The sequence below is a fragment of the Blastococcus sp. SYSU DS0541 genome (assembly GCF_054050875.1).
The window spans coordinates 52,217-70,895 of the sequence record NZ_JBJHAD010000018.1; the positions used below are offsets into that span (position 1 = coordinate 52,217).

The window sequence follows — 18,679 nt, forward strand, 5'->3', positions numbered from 1 at the left end:
GTTCCGGGCCCCGCACCACACGAGACCGACTGCCACGACACGCGTCCTACGGAGGTCACCGCACCCGTGAGCACCACCGACCCGAACCTGGCCAGTGCGCCGCTGCTGCGCGCCAACGGCGGGGGGATGAACCTCGGCGACTCGGTCTACGAGCGCCTGCTGCGTGAGCGGATCATCTTCCTGGGCACCCAGGTCGACGACGTCATCGCCAACCAGCTCGTCGCCCAGATGCTGCTGCTCTCGGCCGAGGACCCGAAGCAGGACATCCACCTCTACATCAACTCGCCCGGTGGCTCGGTCACCGCCGGCATGGCCATCTACGACACGATGCAGTTCATCGACTGCGACGTCGCCACCTACGGCATGGGCCTGGCCGCCTCGATGGGCCAGTTCCTGCTGACCGCCGGCACCAAGGGCAAGCGCTACGCCCTGCCGCACGCGCGGATCCTCATGCACCAGCCCTCGGCCGGCGTCGGCGGCACGGCTTCCGACATCGCCATCCAGGCCGACCTCTTCCGGCGGACCAAGCAGGAGCTGTCGGAGTTGCAGGCCCAGCTCACCGGGCAGACCGTCGAGCGGATCCTCGAGGACTCCGACCGCGACCGCTGGTTCACCGCGCAGGAGGCCCTGGAGTACGGCTTCGTCGACCACGTCGTCAGCCGCGCGACCATGACCGACAGCGCCAACCCGGTCTCCGACAACTGAGCTCCCGAGGACAGACACAGATGAGCTTCCAGATGCCCTCCAGCCGGTACATCCTGCCCTCCTTCGTGGAGCGCACGAGCTACGGCATGAAGGAGTCGAACCCGTACAACAAGCTCTTCGAGGAACGCATCATCTTCCTCGGGGTCCAGGTCGACGACGCGTCGGCGAACGACGTGATGGCCCAGCTGATCACGCTGGAGTCCGCCGACCCCGACCGCGACATCACGATCTACATCAACTCGCCCGGTGGCTCGTTCACCTCGCTGATGGCCATCTACGACACGATGATGTTCGTCCGGCCCGACATCCAGACCGTCTGCATGGGCCAGGCCGCCTCGGCCGCCGCCGTCCTGCTCGCGGCCGGCACGCCGGGCAAGCGCCTGGCGCTGCCGTACTCCCGCGTGCTGATCCACCAGCCCTCCGGCGAGTCCGGCGGTCAGGTCTCCGACCTGGAGATCCACGCCGCCGAGATCGAGCGGGTGCGGGTGCAGATGGAGGAGATCCTGGCCCGGCACACCGGCCGCAGCCAGGAGCAGGTCCGCAAGGACATCGACCGCGACAAGATCCTCACGGCCGCCGAGGCCAAGGACTACGGGATCGTCGACCAGGTGATCCAGAGCCGCAAGCTCAACGCCCTGCCGACTTCGTGATCCGGTACGGGCCGGGGACGCGCGGGACGCGTGTTCGGCCCGTACCGTCGGGGGTCCGAGGGCACGACGGGACAGAAGTGGAACGGCCTCCGGCGATCCGGGTGCGTCATTGCCCGACCGCATCGGAGGCGGCGGGTACGTTCGGCGAACGCCCGATCCCCGGCCTGCATCGCCGGGAGGAGAGCTTCGCGGGGCAGCCTGTCAGCGAAGCCGAGCAGCGGCGCAAGACAACCAAGCAGGGTCCAACCCGCGGGTACCTGGCACCAGGACCGGCGACTGTCGAGGTGGAGGTCAGCAGGTGGCACGAATCGGTGAGAGCGGTGACCTGCTCAAGTGCTCGTTCTGCGGGAAGAGCCAGAAGCAGGTCAAGAAGCTCATCGCTGGCCCCGGGGTCTACATCTGCGACGAGTGCATCGACCTCTGCAACGAGATCATCGAGGAAGAGCTCTCCGAGTCCTCGGACCTCAAGTTCGACGAGCTGCCCAAGCCCAAGGAGATCCACGACTTCCTCGACCAGTACGTCATCGGCCAGGACAAGGCCAAGAAGACGCTCTCGGTCGCGGTCTACAACCACTACAAGCGGATCCAGGCCGGCGGCGACCGCGCCTCCCGCGAGGACGCCGTCGAGCTGGCGAAGTCCAACATCCTGCTGATCGGCCCCACCGGCTGCGGGAAGACCCACCTCGCGCAGACCCTGGCGCGGATGCTCAACGTGCCGTTCGCCATCGCCGACGCCACCGCCCTCACCGAGGCCGGCTACGTCGGTGAGGACGTCGAGAACATCCTGCTGAAGCTGATCCAGGCCGCCGACTACGACGTCAAGCGCGCCGAGACCGGCATCATCTACATCGACGAGGTCGACAAGATCGCCCGGAAGAGCGAGAACCCGTCGATCACCCGCGACGTCTCGGGCGAGGGCGTGCAGCAGGCGCTGCTGAAGATCCTCGAGGGGACGACGGCGTCGGTGCCGCCGCAGGGTGGCCGCAAGCACCCGCACCAGGAGTTCATCCAGATCGACACCACGAACGTGCTGTTCATCGTGGGCGGGGCCTTCGCCGGCCTGGAGCAGGTCATCGAGGCCCGCGCGGGCAAGCAGGGCATCGGCTTCGCCGGCGAGATCCGCGGCAAGCAGGAGATCGAGGACGCCAACGCCTTCGCCGAGGTCATGCCCGAGGACCTGCTGAAGTTCGGCATGATCCCCGAGTTCATCGGCCGGCTCCCGGTCATCACCAGCGTCCGCAAGCTGGACCGTCAGGCGCTGATCAACATCCTGACCCAGCCGAAGAACGCCCTGGTGCGCCAGTACCGGAAGCTGTTCGAGCTCGACGGCGTGGAGCTGGAGTTCACCGAGGACGCGCTCGAGGCCGTCGCCGACCAGGCGATCCTCCGCGGCACCGGTGCCCGCGGGCTCCGGGCGATCATGGAGGAGGTGCTCCAGTCGGTCATGTACGACATCCCCAGCCGCGAGGACGTCGCCTCCGTGGTGATCACCAAGGAGGTCGTGCTGGAGCACGTCAACCCGACGATCGTGCCGCGCAAGCCCACCCGCGCCCCCCGCGAGAAGTCGGCCTGACCCGACGCGCAGCTGGCGTTGCACGCCCGAGGCCCAGAACCCACGCGGTTCTGGGCCTCGGGCGTTCACCGGGCAAGCCGCGCGAGGACCACGGCGACGATCTCGCGGCGGCAACCCTCCGGGTCGCTCATGAGGCGGGCGTAGCTGAAGCGCAGCACGACCCAGCCGAGCGCCGCCAGTGCCGTGTCGCGGCGGAGGTCCCGTTCCCGCTGCTCTCGGCTGCCGTGGAAGGCTGCCCCGTCCAGCTCGACGGCGACCCGGGCCCCGGGCCACGCGGCGTCCAGCCGCACCCACCTGCCACTCGCCAGCCGCACCGGGTGCTGGCGCACCGGCAGCGGCACGTGGGGTGGGCCGGGGAGCACCCGCAGGGCACCCCAGATCTTCAGCTCGCTCTGGCAACCGTCCGCGAGGAGGTCGAGGAGTGCGAGCAGCGGCGACCGGCCGGGATGGCGTGGTCGCCGATCGGACTCCCGGCGCAGCGCCTCAGGGTGGACGTCGCGGCGACGTGCCCCCTCGATCAGCGCCTGGCGCACGACGGGAGCCTCCTGGCGGCTGCGCGGGTTCCGACCGGGGGAGTGCGCGAACGCCCAGGCGTCGACCAGGCTGCGGACCGGCTCGACGACGTCCACGGCACCGTGGCGGACGGTGACCAGGGGACGGGTCGTGCGGTGGGCGACCACGTCGGGCCGTCGCTCCGGTGAGCGCTCGTACGGGACGGTCACGTGCACGGGGCCCGGCTGGGGTGCCGTCATACCGCACGCGGTGACGGCAGACAGGTGGCTGAGGGGACCGTCGGCCCAGAGCGACGCGGCGCGCGACCGGATCGCCCACTCGCCGATCCGGTCGGGGAGCACCAGCACCCCTGGGTGGAGCTGCACCAGGTCCCCCCGGCGCAGCCAACGGGTGACGCTGCTCGCGCTGCTGGCCCGCGCCACGTCGGCTCGCCGGGCGACGCCGTCGGGCAGGAGCGTGGGCAGCCGGTGCACGGCGCAGAGGGTGGCGCACTCGAGGCCCCGGCCGCAGATGCCCTGTGGACCCAGCCCACCGTTGACCGCTGGAGGGTCGAACCGGGCAGCATTCTGGGCCGCCGGCGTGCAACGCTCGCGCGTCGTCGTCCGGACGGCCGAGCAGCTGGCCGACGTGCTGGCCGCCGACCCGCTCGGCCACGTCGCCACCAACCCGGCCCGCTACTCGGTCACCTTCTTCGCCGAGCCGCTGGACCCCGATCGCGTCGCGGCGCTCCCGCCGGCCGAGGGGTGGGAGTACGTGCCGAGGGGCCGGGAGGTGTACGTCTGGCTGCCCGACGGCGTGCAGAGCGACCGCAGGACCGAGCGGACCTGGACGCAGCTGCTCGGCGCCACGGGCACGAACCGCAACTGGAACACGGTGCGCAAGCTGGTCGAGCTCACCCGCTGACCGCCCGACGACCCGTGGCGGCGCCGCGTGGCACATTCGGACGCGTGCGCGCCCTGACCTCCCTGCCCCAGCAGGCGCGGGAGGCCTTCCGGGCCCGCGTCTCCGGTGACCCGACCGGCGCGCCGGACTGGGTCCGCGACATCGCCCTCGTCGGCACCGGCCCCGGCTGGTTCGAGCCCGACGGCGTCGTCTGGCGCGTGCACGGCGACCTCTCCACGCTGGTCGGCGGCGTCGCGGCGCTGCTGGGCCAGGGCGCGCACCCGCTCGCGCTGGCCGGCGTCCAGCGGCACTCGGCCTACCGCGAGGACCCGTGGAAGCGGCTGGCCGGGACCGCCCGCTGGCTGGTGGTCAGCACGTTCGGCTCGGTCGAGCTGGCCGAGCGCGAGGCGGCGCGGGTCCGGGGCATGCACGAGCGGGTCCGCGGCCGGGTCGGAGGCACCCCCTACTCGGCGTCCGACCCGGCGCTGCTGCGCTGGGTGCACCTGGCCTTCACCGACGCCTTCCTCGCCGCCCAGCAGGCGGTCGGCAGCGACCTGACCTGGCGGTTCGGCCGCGGCTGGCCCGACACCTACGTGGGGGAGTGGGCCCGCGCTGCGGAGGAGCTGGGCGCCACCGACCTGCCGCTCACGAGGGCCGAGCTGGCCGAGGCGCTCGCGGCGCACGGCTCCGAGCTGCGGCCCGTCCCCGGGGACCTGCGCGCGTTCCTCGCCGCCCCGCCTGGCCTGAGCGCCCCGGAACGGGTCGTCTACCGCGGGCTGTCGGGTGCGGCGGCGCACGTGGTGTCGCCGTCGATCGCCGGGTGCGCGGGGGTCCCCGGGCGGGGCCGTGGCGGCGCGGCGCAGCTCGCCGTCACCCGCGCTCAGCTGCGGGCGCTGCGCCTGGCGCTCGGCCCGTTCAGCCCGTCCGAGGAGGCGGCGCGCTGGCGGCTCGGCATGGGCCCCGCCCCGGCGTGGGCCGACGCCGGCTGACGGCCGACGACGCCGGCCGTCAGCCCGAGGTCAGCTCTCGGGGACCTCGGCCAGGACGACGTCGACCGTCAGCTCGCCCTCACCCGGCCGCACGACGAGCGTGCGGATCCGGCCGGCGTCCACGAGGTCCGACTGCCCGGCCTCGACGAGGGGCAGCTGGTCGGGCGCCGCCGTGACGGTCGCCGTCTCCACCTCCGCACGCATCGACTGCTTGGCGTCTGACTTCGCCTTGCGCACCCCGGCCAGCGCCGCCGCCGTCACCGCGACGACCGCCGGGTCGCCGTCGGCCGGCAGCTCCCCGGCGGCCGGCCACGGGGCGCGGTGCACCGAGCCGGTCTGCCACCAGGACCAGACCTCCTCGGTGACGAACGGCAGCACCGGCGCGAACAGCCGCAGCTGCACGTCCAGCGCGATCGCCAGCGCCGCCTGGGCGGAGGTGGCGGCATCACCGGAGCCGTACGCGCGGGATTTCACCAGCTCCACGTAGTCGTCGCAGAACGACCAGAAGAACGCCTCGGCGACCTCGAGCGCCCGCGTGTAGTTGTAGGACTCCAGCGCGGCCGTGGCCTCCTCGACGACGGCGGCCAGCCCGGTCAGGAGCGCCCGGTCGATCGGCTGGGTCACCTGCTCGGCGGTCAGCGAGGCCGAGGCCCCCAGCCCGAGCACGAACTTGCCGACGTTGAGGATCTTCATGGCCAGCCGCCGGCCGACCTTCATCTGGGCCTCGTCGAACGGCGAGTCCGCACCCGGGCGCGCACCGGCGGCCCGCCAGCGGACGGCGTCGGTGCCGTACCGCTCGAGCACGTCGATCGGCGTCGTCGCGTTGCCCTTGGACTTCGACATCTTCTTGCGGTCGGGGTCGACGACGAAGCCGGAGATGGTGGCGTGCGTCCAGGGCACGGTGCCGTGCTCGAAGTGCGCCCGGACGACGGTGGAGAACAGCCAGGTGCGGATGATGTCGTGCGCCTGCGGCCGCTGGTCCATCGGGAAGACCGTGGCGAACAGCTCGGGGTCGGTGTCCCAACCCGAGGCGACCTGCGGCGACAGCGACGACGTCGCCCAGGTGTCCATGACGTCGGGGTCGGCCATGAACCCGCCCGGCTTGCCGCGCTGCGACTCGTCGAAGCCGGGCGGGACGTCGGAGGACGGGTCGACCGGCAGCGACTCCGCGGCGGCCAGGATCGGGCTCTCGAAGTCGGGCTCGCCGGCCTCGTCGAGGCGGTACCAGACCGGGAAGGGGACGCCGAAGAACCGCTGGCGGCTGATCAGCCAGTCGCCGTTGAGGCCCTCGACCCAGTTGTCGTAGCGGTGCCGCATGTGCTCGGGCACCCACTGGATCTCCCGCCCGCGGGCGACCAGGGCGTCGCGCAGGTCGGCGTCGCGGCCGCCGTTGCGGATGTACCACTGGCGGGTCGTGACGATCTCGAGCGGGCGCTCGCCCTTCTCGAAGAACTTGACCGGGTGGGTGATCGGCTTGGGCTCGCCGTCGAGGTCGCCGGACTCGCGCAGCATCTCGACGATCCGCTGCTGGGCGCTGAACACCGTCTTGCCGGCCAGCTCGGCGTACGGCTCCGCGGGGACCTCGGCCGGGGGGTCGGCCAGGATCCGGCCGTCCCAGCCCACGATCGCGCGCGTGGGCAGCTGCAGCTCGCGCCACCAGGTGACGTCGTTGAGGTCGCCGAAGGTGCAGATCATCGCGATGCCCGAGCCCTTGTCCGGCTCGGCCAGGCGGTGCGCCACCACGGGCACCTCGACGTCGAACAGAGGCGTCCGCACCGTCGTCCCGAACAGCGGCTGGTAGCGCTCGTCGTCGGGGTGGGCGACCAGGGCGACGCAGGCCGGGATCAGCTCGGGCCGGGTGGTCTCGATGAAGACGGGGCCGGCGGGGGAGTGGAAGGCGATCCGGTGGTAGGCGCCGGGGCGCTCGCGGTCCTCCAGCTCGGCCTGCGCGACGGCGGTGCGGAAGGTGACGTCCCAGAGGGTCGGTGCCTCCTGCGCGTAGGCCTCACCGCGGGCGAGGTTGCGCAGGAACATCCGCTGGGCCGTGGCGCGGGAGGACTCGGAGATCGTCCGGTAGACGTTCGACCAGTCGACCGACAGGCCGACGCGGCGCCAGAGCTTCTCGAACTCGGCCTCGTCGTCCTCGGTCAGCTGCATGCACAGCTCGACGAAGTTGCGCCGCGAGATCGGCACCTGGTCCTTGCCGGGTTTCGCGGGCGGCTCGAACGACGGGTCGTAGGGCAGCCCCGGGTCGCAGCGCACGCCGTAGTAGTTCTGCACCCGCCGCTCGGTGGGCAGGCCGTTGTCGTCCCAGCCCATCGGGTAGTAGACGTGCTTGCCGCGCATCCGCTGGTAGCGGGCGACGATGTCGGTGTGGGTGTAGCTGAAGACGTGGCCCACGTGCAGCGAGCCGCTGGCGGTCGGCGGGGGCGTGTCGATCGACCAGATCCGCTCGCGCGGCGCGGCGAGCGCGGCCTCGCGGTCGAAGCCGTAGGTGTCCTCGGCCGCCCAGCGGGCGATCCACTTCTCCTCGAGGCCGTCGATGGTCGGCTTGTCGGGTACGCCGACGGTCGCAGCCGGGGCAGTCGTGTCCGGGGTCGCGATGTCGGGAACCATGCGCCCATCCTAGGAAGGGCGGGCAACGAGGCTCCGCCCCGCCGGGGAACGCTGCGCCGGTGTCGTCCGTGGACATGACGTGGACACGCTTCGCCTCCTGCTCAACCTCGTCTGGCTGCTCCTCCAGGGCTGGATCCTCGCGCTGGCCTACCTGCTGGCCGGGGTCATCGCCTGCCTGCTGGTCGTCACCATCCCGTTCGGCATCGCCGCGTTCCGGCTGGCCGGCTTCGTCGTCTGGCCGTTCGGGCGCACGACGGTGCGCGCGCCGGGCGCGGGGGTGGCGTCCGCGGTCGGCAACCTGCTGTGGTTCCTCGTCGCCGGCTGGTGGCTCGCGGTCCTGCACGTCATCGCGGGCATCGGGTTCTGCCTGACGATCATCGGGATCCCCTTCGGCATCGCCTCGTTCAAGCTCGCCGCCGTCGGGCTCTTCCCGCTGGGCAAGCGCGTGGTGGAGACGGCGCCGCCGAGGAACTGGATGCACGCGGGCGGCGGCGTGGTCGGCGGCGCACCCCCGCGGCGCGCCGCGGCGTACTGAGCGGCTGGCATCCTTGACCGGGTGAGCAGCAGCACCGGTGACATGGCCCGGGTCGAGAAGGAGCTGCTGGCCCGCTGGCCGGAGAGCCGGCTGGAGCCCTCGCTCACCCGCATCTCGGCGCTGGTCGACCTGCTCGGGTCCCCGCACCGCGCGATGCCGGTCGTCCAGGTGGCGGGCACCAACGGCAAGACGACGACGGCCCGGATGATCGACGAGCTGCTGCGCGGCTTCGGCCTGCGCGTGGGCCGGTTCACCAGCCCGCACCTGGAGTCGATCCGGGAGCGCATCGTGCTCGACGGCGAGCCGGTCAGCGCCGAGCGCTTCGTCGAGACCTACCAGGACATCGCGCCCTACGTGCGGATGGTCGATGCCGCCGGCGAGACGCCGATGAGCTTCTTCGAGGTCATGGTGGGCATGGCGTACGCGCTCTTCGCCGACGCGCCGGTCGACGTCGCCGTCATCGAGGTCGGCATGGGCGGCACCTGGGACGCGACCAGTGTGGCCGACGCCCGCGTCGCCGTCGTCACGCCCGTCGACCTCGACCACGCCGAGTACCTCGGCCCCGACGTCGCGACGATCGCGGGGGAGAAGGCCGGGATCATCAAGGCCGACGCGATCGCCGTCCTCGCCCACCAGCAGCCCGGCGCGCTGGACGCCCTCGTCCGCCGCGCCGTCGAGGTGGAGGCGGTGGTCGCCCGCGAGGGCACCGAGTTCGGCGTGCTGGAGCGGCGGGTCGCCGTCGGCGGGCAGCAGGTCCGCCTGCAGGGCCTGGGCGGGGAGTACGAGGAGGTCTTCCTCCCGCTGTTCGGCGCCCACCAGGCGCAGAACGCGGTGACGGCGCTGGCCGCGGTCGAGGCGTTCCTCGGCGCGGGCGCGGCGACCGGGCCGATCGAGCAGGAGACCGTCCGGGCCGCCTTCGCGGCCGTCCGGTCGCCGGGCCGGCTGGAGCGGGTGCGCACCAGCCCCACCGTGCTGGTCGACGCGGCGCACAACCCGGCCGGCATGCGCGCGACGGCAGAGGCGATCCGGGAGTCCTTCGACTTCACCCGGCTCGTCGGCGTCGTCGGCTGCGTGCACGGCAAGGACGTCGCCGGGATGCTCGCCGCGCTGGAGGAGATCTGCGCGGAGCTCGTCGTCACCCAGAACGGCTCGCCGCGGGCGATGCCGGCCGACGAGCTCGGGGCGCTCGCAGTCGACGTCTTCGGCGCCGACCGGGTGAGCGTCTCCCCGCGGCTGACCGAGGCGCTCACCGAGGCGATGGAGCTCGCCGAGGCCGGGCCGGACGACGCGCTGGGTGGCTCCGGCGTCCTGGTGACCGGCAGTGTGATCACCGCCGGCGAGGCGCGGACCCTGATGGCGCGGGGCTCGCGGTGACCGCCCCGGACCCGGTCCGCGCGGCCAAGGCGCTGCGCGGCGCCGCCGCCGCGGTGCTCGTGCTCGAGGGCATCGCCGTGCTCTTCGTGCCGCGCGGCATCGCCCAGACCGACGAGGGCCTCGGCGGCGGCCTGCTCGCGGCCCTGCTCGTCCTGGCCGTCGTCCTCATCCTGGCCAGCGGGATCCAGCGCCGTCCCCGTGGGCTGGCGATCGGGACGGCGCTGCAGGTGCCCCTGCTGGCGACCGGGCTGATCAACGGTGTCATGTGGTTCGTGGCGGGGGCGTTCCTGCTGATCTGGGCCTACCTGCTGCAGGTGCGCAAGGAGCTCATCGGCAGCGCCTTCGGCGACGTCGAGACGCCCGACCGCACCGACGGCGGCGGCGACGCTCCGGCCACCCCGTAGGCTGCCGCCCCGTGACCGAACGCACTCTCGTCCTCGTCAAGCCCGACGGCGTCTCCCGCGGCCTGGTCGGCGAGGTGATCACGCGGCTCGAGCGCAAGGGCCTGCGCCTGGTCGCCGCCGAGCTGCGCACGCTGGACCGCGAGACCGCCGAGACCCACTACGCCGAGCACCGGGAGCGGCCGTTCTTCGCCGACCTGGTGGAGTTCATCACCGGCGGCCCGCTCATGGCGCTGGTCGTCGAGGGGCCGCGGGCCATCGAGGCGTTCCGCGCCCTGGCCGGCGCGACCGACCCGGTGAAGGCCGGCCCCGGCACCATCCGCGGCGACTTCGCCCTCGAGGTGCAGAACAACATCGTGCACGGCTCCGACTCGCCGGAGTCGGCCGCTCGCGAGGTGAAGCTGTTCTTCCCCGACCTGGGCTGAACTGCCGCTGGGATCAGGGAACCTGATCATCGAGCGTCCTCCCTCACCGTGCACCGTGAGGGAGGACGCTTCACGATCAGGGGAGCTGATCGTGGCGTACCCGGCGGCGGTCAGGTGTCGGCGTCGGCCGGCTCCTCGGGCGCGGTCCAGGCCAGGTGCCAGTAGGACAGCAGCCCGGCGGCGAGCCACAGCAGGAACCCGAAGCACAGCGCCAGCGGGACGTGACCGCTCAGCGCGACGATCGCGACCGCGCCGGTGAAGGCGAGCAGGTGCAGCCCCGTCGCCGGCCACGCCATCGCGGTGAAGGACCGGTCGCGCAGCGACTGCTGGTGCTCGTCGAGCGACCGGGCGCTGCGGTCGAACACCCCTCGGATGCCCAGGTTGAGCAGGGAGTGCAGCGGGATGAACGCGAGCATCCCCACCGTCCAGACGACGAAGAACCACGTCGACCAGCCCTCGGTCGAGGTGGCGCACACGAGCGTCGCGGTGACGAGCGCGGCGAACAGCGCTGCCTCGGCGAGCACCGCCCGGCGCCGGGTCGGGCGGCTGCGCGCCCAGTCGTAGCGGCTGTCGTCGAAGGTCCGGGCGAGGTAGGTCTGCTGCGGGTGCGTGCTCACGGCGTCCTCCTGAGGAGCTCCTCGCTGAGCGAGGGCAGCGGGTCGAGGGAGAAGACCGCCTCGACGGGCAGGTCGAAGAAGCGGGCGATGCGCAGGGCCAGGGCCAGCGACGGGCTGTACTCGCCGCGTTCGACGTAGCCGATCGTCTGCGGGTGGACGCCGACGGCGTCCGCGAGCTCCTTCCGGCTGACGCCGCGGTCGGCGCGGAGCACCGCGATGCGGTCGTGCACCTTGTCCGCCTCGGACTTCGGCTGTCGTCCCATACGACGAAATGTAGCAATAATGCTACGACGGCTCGAACCTCCGCCCGTCCTCCCTCGTCGCAGCGCGTCCTCCCTCGTCGTCTGCGGTGCGGGAGGACGCTCGACGATCAGGTGACCTGATCGTCGACGGCGTGGGCGGCGGTCGGCGGCGGCTACCCTGGACGGGTCATGACTGGTGAGACCCTCTACCCCCGCCTCGAGCCGCTGCTGGCCCAGATCCAGAAGCCGATCCAGTACGTCGGCGGCGAGCTCAACGCCCAGACCAAGCCGTGGGAGTCCGCGGCCGTGCACTGGGCGCTCATGTACCCCGACGCGTACGAGGTGGGGCTGCCGAACCAGGGCCTGATGATCCTGTACGAGGTGCTCAACGAGCGCCCCGACGCCCTGGCCGAGCGCACCTACGCCGTCTGGCCCGACCTCGCCGCGCTCATGCGCGAGCACGGCGTCCCGCAGTTCACCGTCGACGGCCACCGCTCGGTGCGCGACTTCGACCTCCTGGGCGTCAGCTTCGCCACCGAGCTCGGCTACACCAACCTGCTCGAGGCGCTCGACCTCGCCGGGGTCCCGCTGCACGCGGTGGACCGCGACGAGACCCACCCCGTCGTCGTCGCCGGCGGGCACGCCGCCTTCAACCCCGAGCCCGTCGCCGACTTCGTCGACTGCGCGGTCCTGGGCGACGGCGAGCAGGCCGTCGGCGACATCACCGACGTCGTCAAGGCGTGGAAGGCCCAGGGCCGCCCCGGTGGCCGCGAGGAGCTGCTGGCCCGCCTCTCGCGGATCGACGGCGTCTACGTGCCCCGCTTCTACGCCTTCTCCTACGGTCCGGACGGCGCCATCGCCGCCGTCGCCCCCACCCGCGACGACGTGCCCGCCAAGGTGGGCAAGCGCACCGTCATGGACCTCGACGAGTGGCCCTACCCCAAGCAGCCGCTGGTGCCCCTGGCCGAGAGCGTGCACGAGCGGATGAGCGTGGAGATCTTCCGCGGCTGCACCCGTGGCTGCCGGTTCTGCCAGGCCGGGATGATCACCCGCCCCGTGCGCGAGCGGACGATCACCGGCATCGGCTCGATGGTCGAGCAGGGCCTGAACGCCACCGGCTACGAGGAGGTCGGGCTGCTCTCGCTGTCCAGCGCCGACCACTCCGAGATCGGCCAGGTGGCCAAGCAGCTCGCCGACCGCTACGAGGGCACCAACACCGGCCTGAGCCTGCCGAGCACCCGCGTGGACGCCTTCAACGTCACGCTGGCCAACGAGCTCTCGCGCAACGGGCGGCGCTCGGGCCTGACGTTCGCCCCCGAGGGCGGCAGCGAGCGCATCCGGCGGGTGATCAACAAGACGGTGTCCAAGGAGGACCTCGTCCGCACGGTCACCACCGCCTACGCCAACGGCTGGACGCAGGTGAAGCTCTACTTCATGTGCGGCCTGCCCACGGAGACCGACGAGGACGTGCTCGAGATCGCCGAGCTCGCGGTCGAGGTGATCCGTGCCGGCCGCGAGGCCAGCGGGCGCAAGGACATCCGCTGCACCGTGTCGATCGGCGGCTTCGTGCCCAAGCCGCACACCCCCTTCCAGTGGGCCGCCCAGGCGAGTGCGGAGACCATCGACTCCCGGCTCAAGCTGCTCCGGCAGGCGATCAACAGCGACCGCCGCATCGGCCGCTCCATCGGCCTGCGCTACCACGACGGCAAGCCCGGGATGATCGAGGGGCTGCTGTCCCGCGGTGACCGCCGGGTCGGCCGCGTCATCGAGCGGGTGTGGCGCGAGGGCGGGAAGTTCGACGGCTGGAGCGAGCACTTCTCCTACGAGCGGTGGACGAAGGCCGCGGCCGAGGAGCTGGCCGCCTTCGGTGTCGACCTCGACTGGTACACGACCCGCGAGCGCACGGAGCACGAGATCCTGCCCTGGGACCACCTGGACTCCGGGCTGGACAAGGAGTGGCTCTGGGAGGACTGGCAGGAGGCCCTCTCCGAGGAGGAGGTCGCCGACTGCCGGTGGACCCCCTGCTACGACTGCGGCGTCTGCCCGACGATGGGCACCGAGATCCAGATCGGGCCCACCGGCCGCACCCTGCTCCCGCTCACCGTCGTCTGATGGCCCGCCAGCCCGAGGGGCCCCCGCCGCCGCCCACCGTGCAGAAGCTGCGCATCCGCTACGCCAAGCGGGGCCGGCTCCGGTTCGCCTCGCACCGCGACCTCGCCCGCGCGCTGGAGCGGGCGCTGCGCCGGGCGCGGGTGCCGATGGCGTTCTCCGCCGGGTTCAGCCCGCACCCCAAGATCTCCTACCTCGGCGCCGCGCCCACGGGCTCGGCCAGTGAGGCCGAGTACGTGGAGATCGGGCTCGCCGAGCGCCGGGACCCCGAGGCGGTGCGGGCCGCGCTGGACGCCGCGCTGCCGGAGGACATCGCCGTCCTGGAGTGCGTCGAGGCGGTCCAGGGGACGGGCTCGCTGGCCGACCGGATCGACACCTCCGTGTGGCGGGTGGAGCTGCCCGGCGTGCGCCTGGAGGAGCTCGCCCCGGCGGTCGAGAAGTTCCTTGCGGCCGACGTCGTCACCGTCGCCAAGCGGACCAAGAACGGCCTCAAGGACGTCGACGCGCGCCCCGCCGTCGCCAGCGCGTCGGCGGCGGAGGAGGCAGGTTGTGCCATACTGCACATGGTCGTCCGGCAGGTGACGCCCGCTGTACGACCCGATGACGTGTTGGCCGCCCTGGCTGCCGTCGCCGACCTGCGCCCGCCGTTGCCCCCCCGGGCCGTGCGTGAGGCGCAGGGCCGGCTCGACGACACCGGGACCGTGGCCGATCCGCTCGGTCCTGACCGTGCGGCGCGCACCCGCTGCCAGGGGGAGCACGCGACGGTCTGACCGGCGGACGCCCGGAGACCGCGCGCTGTCGAGCGGCACGGCTGCCAGACGTGACGCGCCAGTCCCGGGTCAGCCCGGCCGGGACGCCCAGACCACCGCAGGACCCGCACCACCGCCCCCGGCGTCACCGGAGACGGGCACCACCGCACACCGGCTCCCTGCCGCGGCAACCGTCGCGCGGGAGCCGCCCACAGACTTCGCAGGGCGAGCCCGTCCGCCGTACCCCGCGCGGCGGCCCGCCCCGCCCAACCCCGTGCTCCTGCGCGGCCGCCAGTCCCTCCGGATCGGCGCCCGGGAGCAGCACAGGAGGCGAGAGCCCTCGTGGCTGACACCGACCACCCGACCACCGAGACCGACGACACCACGGCCGCCGCCGTGCCGCCGGGCACACCGCAGCCCGCCGAGGCGGAGGCCACCGGGATGCCGGCCACCTCCGAGGAGGGGGCTCCGGAGACCGGCGCCACCGACGAGGACGACGAGGCGACGGCGGAGCCCGAGGACGCGGCCGAGCCCGAGCCCGACCCGGAGCCCGAGCCCGCCGGGCCCCGCTTCGGCGCCCAGTTCAGCTCCCCGGAGCCCACCGCGGTCGTCGCCCGCCCGCGCCGCCGGGCCACCCGCCCGGCCGGTGCGGCCGCCCCCGACCCCGAGCCGGTCGAGCCGGTGCGTCCGGTCACCGCCGCGGCGATCCCGGCCTTCGTCAGCTTCATGGCACCGCCCGACGACGCACCCCCGGCGCCGCGCCGGCGCAGCCGCCGCCCCGTCGAGTCACCGGACGCCGACGCGGCCGACGACACCGCGGCCGAGCGGTCCGGCGACGAGGACGCCGCCGAGGAGGCGCCCCGCTCCCGCCGCAGCCGCTCGCGCCGCCGCCCCGCCGAGGAGCAGTCCGAGCCGGCCGAGGTCGACACCGACGACGAGCAGACCGAGGACGCCGAGGACCGCGACGAGTCCGGCGAGGACCGCGACGAGGGCGGCTCCTCGAGCCGTCGCCGCCGCCGTGGCCGTCGCGGCCGGGGCCGCGGTCGCAGCGGCGAGGACTCCTCGGACTCCGACGACGACACCCCCGACGAGCGCCCGCGGGTCGAGGACACCGAGGACGAGGACACCTCCGGCGAGACGGCCGACACCGACGAGGACGAGGACACCGAGGACGAGGGGTCGACCGGCTCGGGCACCCGCCGCCGCCGCCGTCGTCGCCGCCGCAGCGGGAGCACCGGCGGGGACGAGTCATCCGACGACACCGACGACGACGACCGCCCGGAGCGGGCCGGCCGCAACGGCCGCCTGACGAGCGACGACGACGTCCGCGGCATCGCCGGCTCCACGCGGCTGGAGGCCAAGCGCCAGCGCCGGCGGGACGGCCGCGACACCGGGCGCCGGCGCACGCCGATCCTCACCGAGAGCGAGTTCCTCGCCCGCCGGGAGGCCGTCGACCGCAAGATGGTCATCCGCCAGCGGGGCGAGCGGACGCAGATCGCCGTTCTCGAGGACGACGTCCTCGTCGAGCACTACGTCACCCAGGCCTCGGCGACCTCCTTCGCGGGCAACGTCTACCTGGGCCGGGTTCAGAACGTGCTGCCCAGCATGGAGGCGGCGTTCGTCGACATCGGCAAGGGTCGCAACGCCGTCGTCTACGCCGGTGAGGTCAACTGGGACGCCGCCGGCCTCTCGGGCAAGCAGCGCTCGATCGAGCAGGCGTTCAAGTCGGGGGACAAGATCCTCGTGCAGGTCACCAAGGACCCGATCGGCCACAAGGGCGCCCGGCTGACCCAGCAGATCAACCTGCCCGGCCGCTTCCTCGTCTACGTGCCCGGCGGCTCGATGACCGGCATCAGCCGCAAGCTGCCCGACACCGAGCGGCAGCGGCTCAAGGACATCCTCAAGAAGATCGTGCCCGAGGACGCCGGCGTCATCATCCGGACCGCAGCGGAAGGCGCCTCGGAGGAGGAGCTCACCCGCGACGTCAACCGGCTCAAGGCGCAGTGGGAGGTCATCAAGCAGAAGTCGGAGTCGACGTCGAATGCGCCGACGCTGCTCTACGGCGAGCCCGACCTCGCGATCCGGGTCATCCGCGACGTCTTCAACGAGGACTTCAAGGAGCTCGTGGTCCAGGGCGACGACGCCTGGGACACCGTCGAGGCCTACGTCGCCCACGTCAGCCCCGAGCTGACCGAGCGGCTGACCCGCTACACCGGCCAGGGCGACGTCTTCCACGACCTGCGGATCGACGAGCAGCTGACCAAGGCGCTGGACCGCAAGGTGTGGCTGCCCTCGGGCGGCTCGCTGGTGATCGACCGCACCGAGGCGATGACCGTCGTCGACGTCAACACCGGCAAGTTCACCGGCTCCGGTGGGAACCTCGAGCAGACCGTCACCCGCAACAACATGGAGGCGGCCGAGGAGATCGTCCGCCAGCTCCGGCTGCGCGACATCGGCGGCATCATCGTCATCGACTTCATCGACATGGTGCTCGAGAGCAACCGCGACCTCGTGCTGCGGCGGCTCACCGAGTGCCTGGGCCGCGACCGGACCAAGCACCAGGTCGCCGAGGTGACCTCGCTGGGCCTGGTGCAGATGACCCGCAAGCGGGTGGGCCAGGGCCTGCTCGAGGTCTTCTCCGAGGCGTGCGACCACTGCCGCGGCCGCGGCATCGTCGTGCACACCGACCCGGTGGACGAGAAGCGCCGGGGCGGTGGCTCGGGCGGCAACACCTCCTCGGGCAAGGAGGCCGCCAAGGACCCGGGTGTCAAGGACTCCGGGAACGGGCGCGGCCGAGGCAAGGAGAGCAAGGAGACCTCCGCCCAGGAGGCTCCCGCCGTCGAGCCGGCCGAGGAGGACGCGCAGCCGGTCCCCGCGGAGACCCCCGCCGGCGACGGCGAGGCGCCCGAGGGTGGCCGCAGCGGCGGTCGCCGCAGCCGTGGCCGGCGCAACCGCGGGCAGTCGGGGGAGGAGCGCGCGGCCGAGGACGCCGCCGTGCTCGCCGGCACCCGCGCCGAGGACGGCGCGCCCGTAGGCGAGCCCGTGGCCGACGGCTCGGCGGAGACGGTCGAGGAGGTCGCCCCGGTGGCGCGTGAGCCGCAGCCGGTCGAGGCGTCGGTGACGACGGTCCCGCCGCTGCCCGGCACCACGCCCGCAGCGGCGGAGACAGACGCCGACGACGTGCTGCCGGCCGGTGAGGTCGCCGCCGTGGAGGCCCCCGAGCAGGACGCGATGCCGATCACCCCGGCGACGACGACCGCCGACGCCGTCCCCGGGACGGTGGCGCACGCCGCCGACGCCGGTGCCGAGGCGGCGCCGGCCGAGGAGATCCCGATGGCACCGGCACCCGCGAACGGCGAGGCCCCTGCCGCGGCGACGCGGCCGCGGCGCCGCCGGGCGGCCAGCCGGCCGGCCGGCCCCCCGGTCTCCTAGCACCGAGGCCCCCGTCCCCGGTTCCGCACGCGGCGCCCGGGACGGGGTCACGGTCACAGGGGACCACGTTCGACCGCCCGGCACGGCTCGGGTACGCTGGTCGGGTTGCTGCGCCACCGCGCAGGCGCCTCCGGGCGCCGCCGGGACGGCGTGCGCAGCCCGTCCAAGCACCCGGCGCCCCCCGGTCGTGCGCGCCGGACACAGAGCTCGACGTGAGTAACGCGAACAGGAGTCAGTGGTGTACGCAGTGGTGAAGGCTGGCGGCAGCCAGCACAAGGTGGCCGTGGGCGACACGTTCACGATCAACCGTCTCGCCGGTGAGGCTGGCGACTCCGTCACCCTGCCGGCCATCCTCCTGGTCGACGGTGACACCGTCACCAGCGATGCGGCGGCCCTGGCGAAGGTGACCGTGACGGGTGAGATCCTCGCCCACGGCAAGGGTCCCAAGATCCACATCCACAAGTTCAAGAACAAGACCGGCTACCACAAGCGTCAGGGGCACCGTCAGCGCCTCACCGACGTCGTGGTCCGCGACATCACGAAGGGCTGACGCCGACATGGCACACAAGAAGGGCGCCTCGTCCTCCCGGAACGGCCGCGACTCGAACGCCCAGCGCCTCGGCGTGAAGCGCTTCGGCGGCCAGGTCGTGAAGGCCGGCGAGATCATCGTCCGCCAGCGCGGCACCCACTTCCACCCCGGCCTCGGTGTCGGGCGCGGCGGCGACGACACGCTGTTCGCGCTCGCGCCGGGTTCGGTCACCTTCGGCACGCGGCGGGGACGCAAGACCGTCTCCATCACCGCGGTCGACTAAAGGGCACCGTCCTCCCATCCCTCGCACGCTCGGGACGAGCCTCGGGACGGGGCCG

18 protein-coding genes are annotated in these 18,679 nt (G+C 73.0%); 14 read left to right on the plus strand and 4 right to left on the minus strand.

Annotated elements, in window-relative coordinates:
• Positions 1 to 66: 66 nt before the first annotated feature.
• From ACI794_RS17460 to clpX, 3 genes are all read left to right on the plus strand, one after another.
• Entirely contained in the window at positions 67 to 705 is a 639-nt protein-coding gene (locus ACI794_RS17460; protein ID WP_456581708.1) for an ATP-dependent Clp protease proteolytic subunit, read from the plus strand.
• A 20-nt stretch (positions 706 to 725) separates the two neighbouring features.
• Complete coding sequence (locus ACI794_RS17465) at positions 726 to 1,355, plus strand: ATP-dependent Clp protease proteolytic subunit (RefSeq protein WP_456601206.1); 630 nt, start codon at positions 726 to 728, stop codon at positions 1,353 to 1,355.
• A 298-nt stretch (positions 1,356 to 1,653) separates the two neighbouring features.
• Entirely contained in the window at positions 1,654 to 2,928 is a 1,275-nt protein-coding gene (gene clpX / locus ACI794_RS17470; protein WP_456581706.1) for an ATP-dependent Clp protease ATP-binding subunit ClpX, read from the plus strand.
• A 65-nt stretch (positions 2,929 to 2,993) separates the two neighbouring features.
• Here the strand turns inward: clpX and ACI794_RS17475 are convergent, their stop codons facing one another.
• Positions 2,994 to 3,914, minus strand: coding sequence for a DUF559 domain-containing protein (locus ACI794_RS17475; RefSeq protein ID WP_456616993.1), 921 nt, complete (start codon positions 3,912 to 3,914; stop codon positions 2,994 to 2,996).
• Between the two features lie 106 nt (positions 3,915 to 4,020).
• On the opposite strand from ACI794_RS17475, the gene ACI794_RS17480 reads away from it, so the two are divergent.
• Positions 4,021 to 4,344, plus strand: a complete 324-nt coding sequence (locus tag ACI794_RS17480; protein WP_456601204.1) for a DUF1697 domain-containing protein — start codon at positions 4,021 to 4,023, stop codon at positions 4,342 to 4,344.
• A 44-nt stretch (positions 4,345 to 4,388) separates the two neighbouring features.
• Positions 4,389 to 5,312, plus strand: coding sequence for an oxygenase MpaB family protein (locus tag ACI794_RS17485; protein ID WP_456616994.1), 924 nt, complete (start codon positions 4,389 to 4,391; stop codon positions 5,310 to 5,312).
• 30 nt (positions 5,313 to 5,342) lie between these two features.
• On the opposite strand, the gene valS is transcribed toward ACI794_RS17485, so the two are convergent.
• A complete protein-coding gene (valS, locus tag ACI794_RS17490) occupies positions 5,343 to 7,928 on the minus strand; it encodes a valine--tRNA ligase (RefSeq protein WP_456616995.1) in 2,586 nt (861 codons plus the stop codon).
• A gap of 79 nt (positions 7,929 to 8,007) precedes the next feature.
• On the opposite strand from valS, the gene ACI794_RS17495 reads away from it, so the two are divergent.
• From ACI794_RS17495 to ndk, 4 genes are read left to right on the plus strand one after another with little or no spacing between them, the layout of a single operon-like run.
• The gene (locus ACI794_RS17495) at positions 8,008 to 8,463 is read left to right on the plus strand and encodes a YccF domain-containing protein (protein WP_456616996.1); all 456 of its coding nucleotides are present in this window, start codon (positions 8,008 to 8,010) and stop codon (positions 8,461 to 8,463) included.
• Between the two features lie 21 nt (positions 8,464 to 8,484).
• Positions 8,485 to 9,837 carry a bifunctional folylpolyglutamate synthase/dihydrofolate synthase gene (locus ACI794_RS17500; protein WP_456601200.1) on the plus strand — a complete coding sequence of 451 codons (1,353 nt, stop codon included), beginning with the start codon at positions 8,485 to 8,487 and terminating at the stop codon, positions 9,835 to 9,837.
• Positions 9,834 to 10,241: a DUF4233 domain-containing protein gene (locus ACI794_RS17505; RefSeq protein WP_456601199.1), complete on the plus strand. Its 408-nt coding sequence runs from the start codon at positions 9,834 to 9,836 to the stop codon at positions 10,239 to 10,241. The genes ACI794_RS17500 and ACI794_RS17505 overlap by 4 nt, the downstream gene beginning before the upstream one ends.
• A gap of 11 nt (positions 10,242 to 10,252) precedes the next feature.
• Complete coding sequence (gene ndk / locus ACI794_RS17510) at positions 10,253 to 10,663, plus strand: nucleoside-diphosphate kinase (protein WP_269190806.1); 411 nt, start codon at positions 10,253 to 10,255, stop codon at positions 10,661 to 10,663.
• Between the two features lie 110 nt (positions 10,664 to 10,773).
• On the opposite strand, the gene ACI794_RS17515 is transcribed toward ndk, so the two are convergent.
• Together ACI794_RS17515 and ACI794_RS17520 are read right to left on the minus strand one after the other, a co-directional pair.
• Positions 10,774 to 11,280 carry a hypothetical protein gene (locus ACI794_RS17515; RefSeq protein WP_456601198.1) on the minus strand — a complete coding sequence of 169 codons (507 nt, stop codon included), beginning with the start codon at positions 11,278 to 11,280 and terminating at the stop codon, positions 10,774 to 10,776.
• Positions 11,277 to 11,543 (minus strand): helix-turn-helix transcriptional regulator, encoded by a 267-nt coding sequence (locus ACI794_RS17520; RefSeq protein WP_456581697.1) that lies wholly within the window; start codon positions 11,541 to 11,543, stop codon positions 11,277 to 11,279. The genes ACI794_RS17515 and ACI794_RS17520 overlap by 4 nt, the downstream gene beginning before the upstream one ends.
• 168 nt (positions 11,544 to 11,711) lie before the next feature.
• Here ACI794_RS17520 and ACI794_RS17525 point away from each other — a divergent pair, with 168 nt between their 5' ends.
• The 5 genes from ACI794_RS17525 to rpmA all read left to right on the plus strand — a co-directional run bounded on the left by ACI794_RS17525 (position 11,712) and on the right by rpmA (position 18,624).
• The gene (locus ACI794_RS17525) at positions 11,712 to 13,634 is read left to right on the plus strand and encodes a TIGR03960 family B12-binding radical SAM protein (RefSeq protein WP_456616997.1); all 1,923 of its coding nucleotides are present in this window, start codon (positions 11,712 to 11,714) and stop codon (positions 13,632 to 13,634) included.
• Positions 13,634 to 14,401: a TIGR03936 family radical SAM-associated protein gene (locus ACI794_RS17530; RefSeq protein WP_456581695.1), complete on the plus strand. Its 768-nt coding sequence runs from the start codon at positions 13,634 to 13,636 to the stop codon at positions 14,399 to 14,401. Before ACI794_RS17525 ends, ACI794_RS17530 begins: the two co-directional genes overlap by 1 nt.
• 321 nt (positions 14,402 to 14,722) lie before the next feature.
• Positions 14,723 to 17,812: an Rne/Rng family ribonuclease gene (locus ACI794_RS17535; protein ID WP_456616998.1), complete on the plus strand. Its 3,090-nt coding sequence runs from the start codon at positions 14,723 to 14,725 to the stop codon at positions 17,810 to 17,812.
• 238 nt (positions 17,813 to 18,050) lie between these two features.
• On the plus strand, positions 18,051 to 18,362 hold the full coding sequence (gene rplU, locus ACI794_RS17540) for a 50S ribosomal protein L21 (RefSeq protein ID WP_456581693.1): 312 nt from the start codon (positions 18,051 to 18,053) through the stop codon (positions 18,360 to 18,362).
• 7 nt (positions 18,363 to 18,369) lie between these two features.
• Positions 18,370 to 18,624 (plus strand): 50S ribosomal protein L27, encoded by a 255-nt coding sequence (gene rpmA / locus ACI794_RS17545; RefSeq protein WP_456581692.1) that lies wholly within the window; start codon positions 18,370 to 18,372, stop codon positions 18,622 to 18,624.
• Positions 18,625 to 18,679: the final 55 nt, after the last annotated feature.

Coding starts and splice junctions, on each gene's coding strand:
- ACI794_RS17520 (WP_456581697.1), bottom strand. CDS start 11,543: ATGGGACGACAGCCGAAGTCCGAGGCGGACAAGGTGCACGACCGCATC.
- rpmA (WP_456581692.1), top strand. CDS start 18,370: ATGGCACACAAGAAGGGCGCCTCGTCCTCCCGGAACGGCCGCGACTCG.
- ACI794_RS17530 (WP_456581695.1), top strand. CDS start 13,634: ATGGCCCGCCAGCCCGAGGGGCCCCCGCCGCCGCCCACCGTGCAGAAG.
- valS (WP_456616995.1), bottom strand. CDS start 7,928: ATGGTTCCCGACATCGCGACCCCGGACACGACTGCCCCGGCTGCGACC.
- ACI794_RS17525 (WP_456616997.1), top strand. CDS start 11,712: ATGACTGGTGAGACCCTCTACCCCCGCCTCGAGCCGCTGCTGGCCCAG.
- ACI794_RS17465 (WP_456601206.1), top strand. CDS start 726: ATGAGCTTCCAGATGCCCTCCAGCCGGTACATCCTGCCCTCCTTCGTG.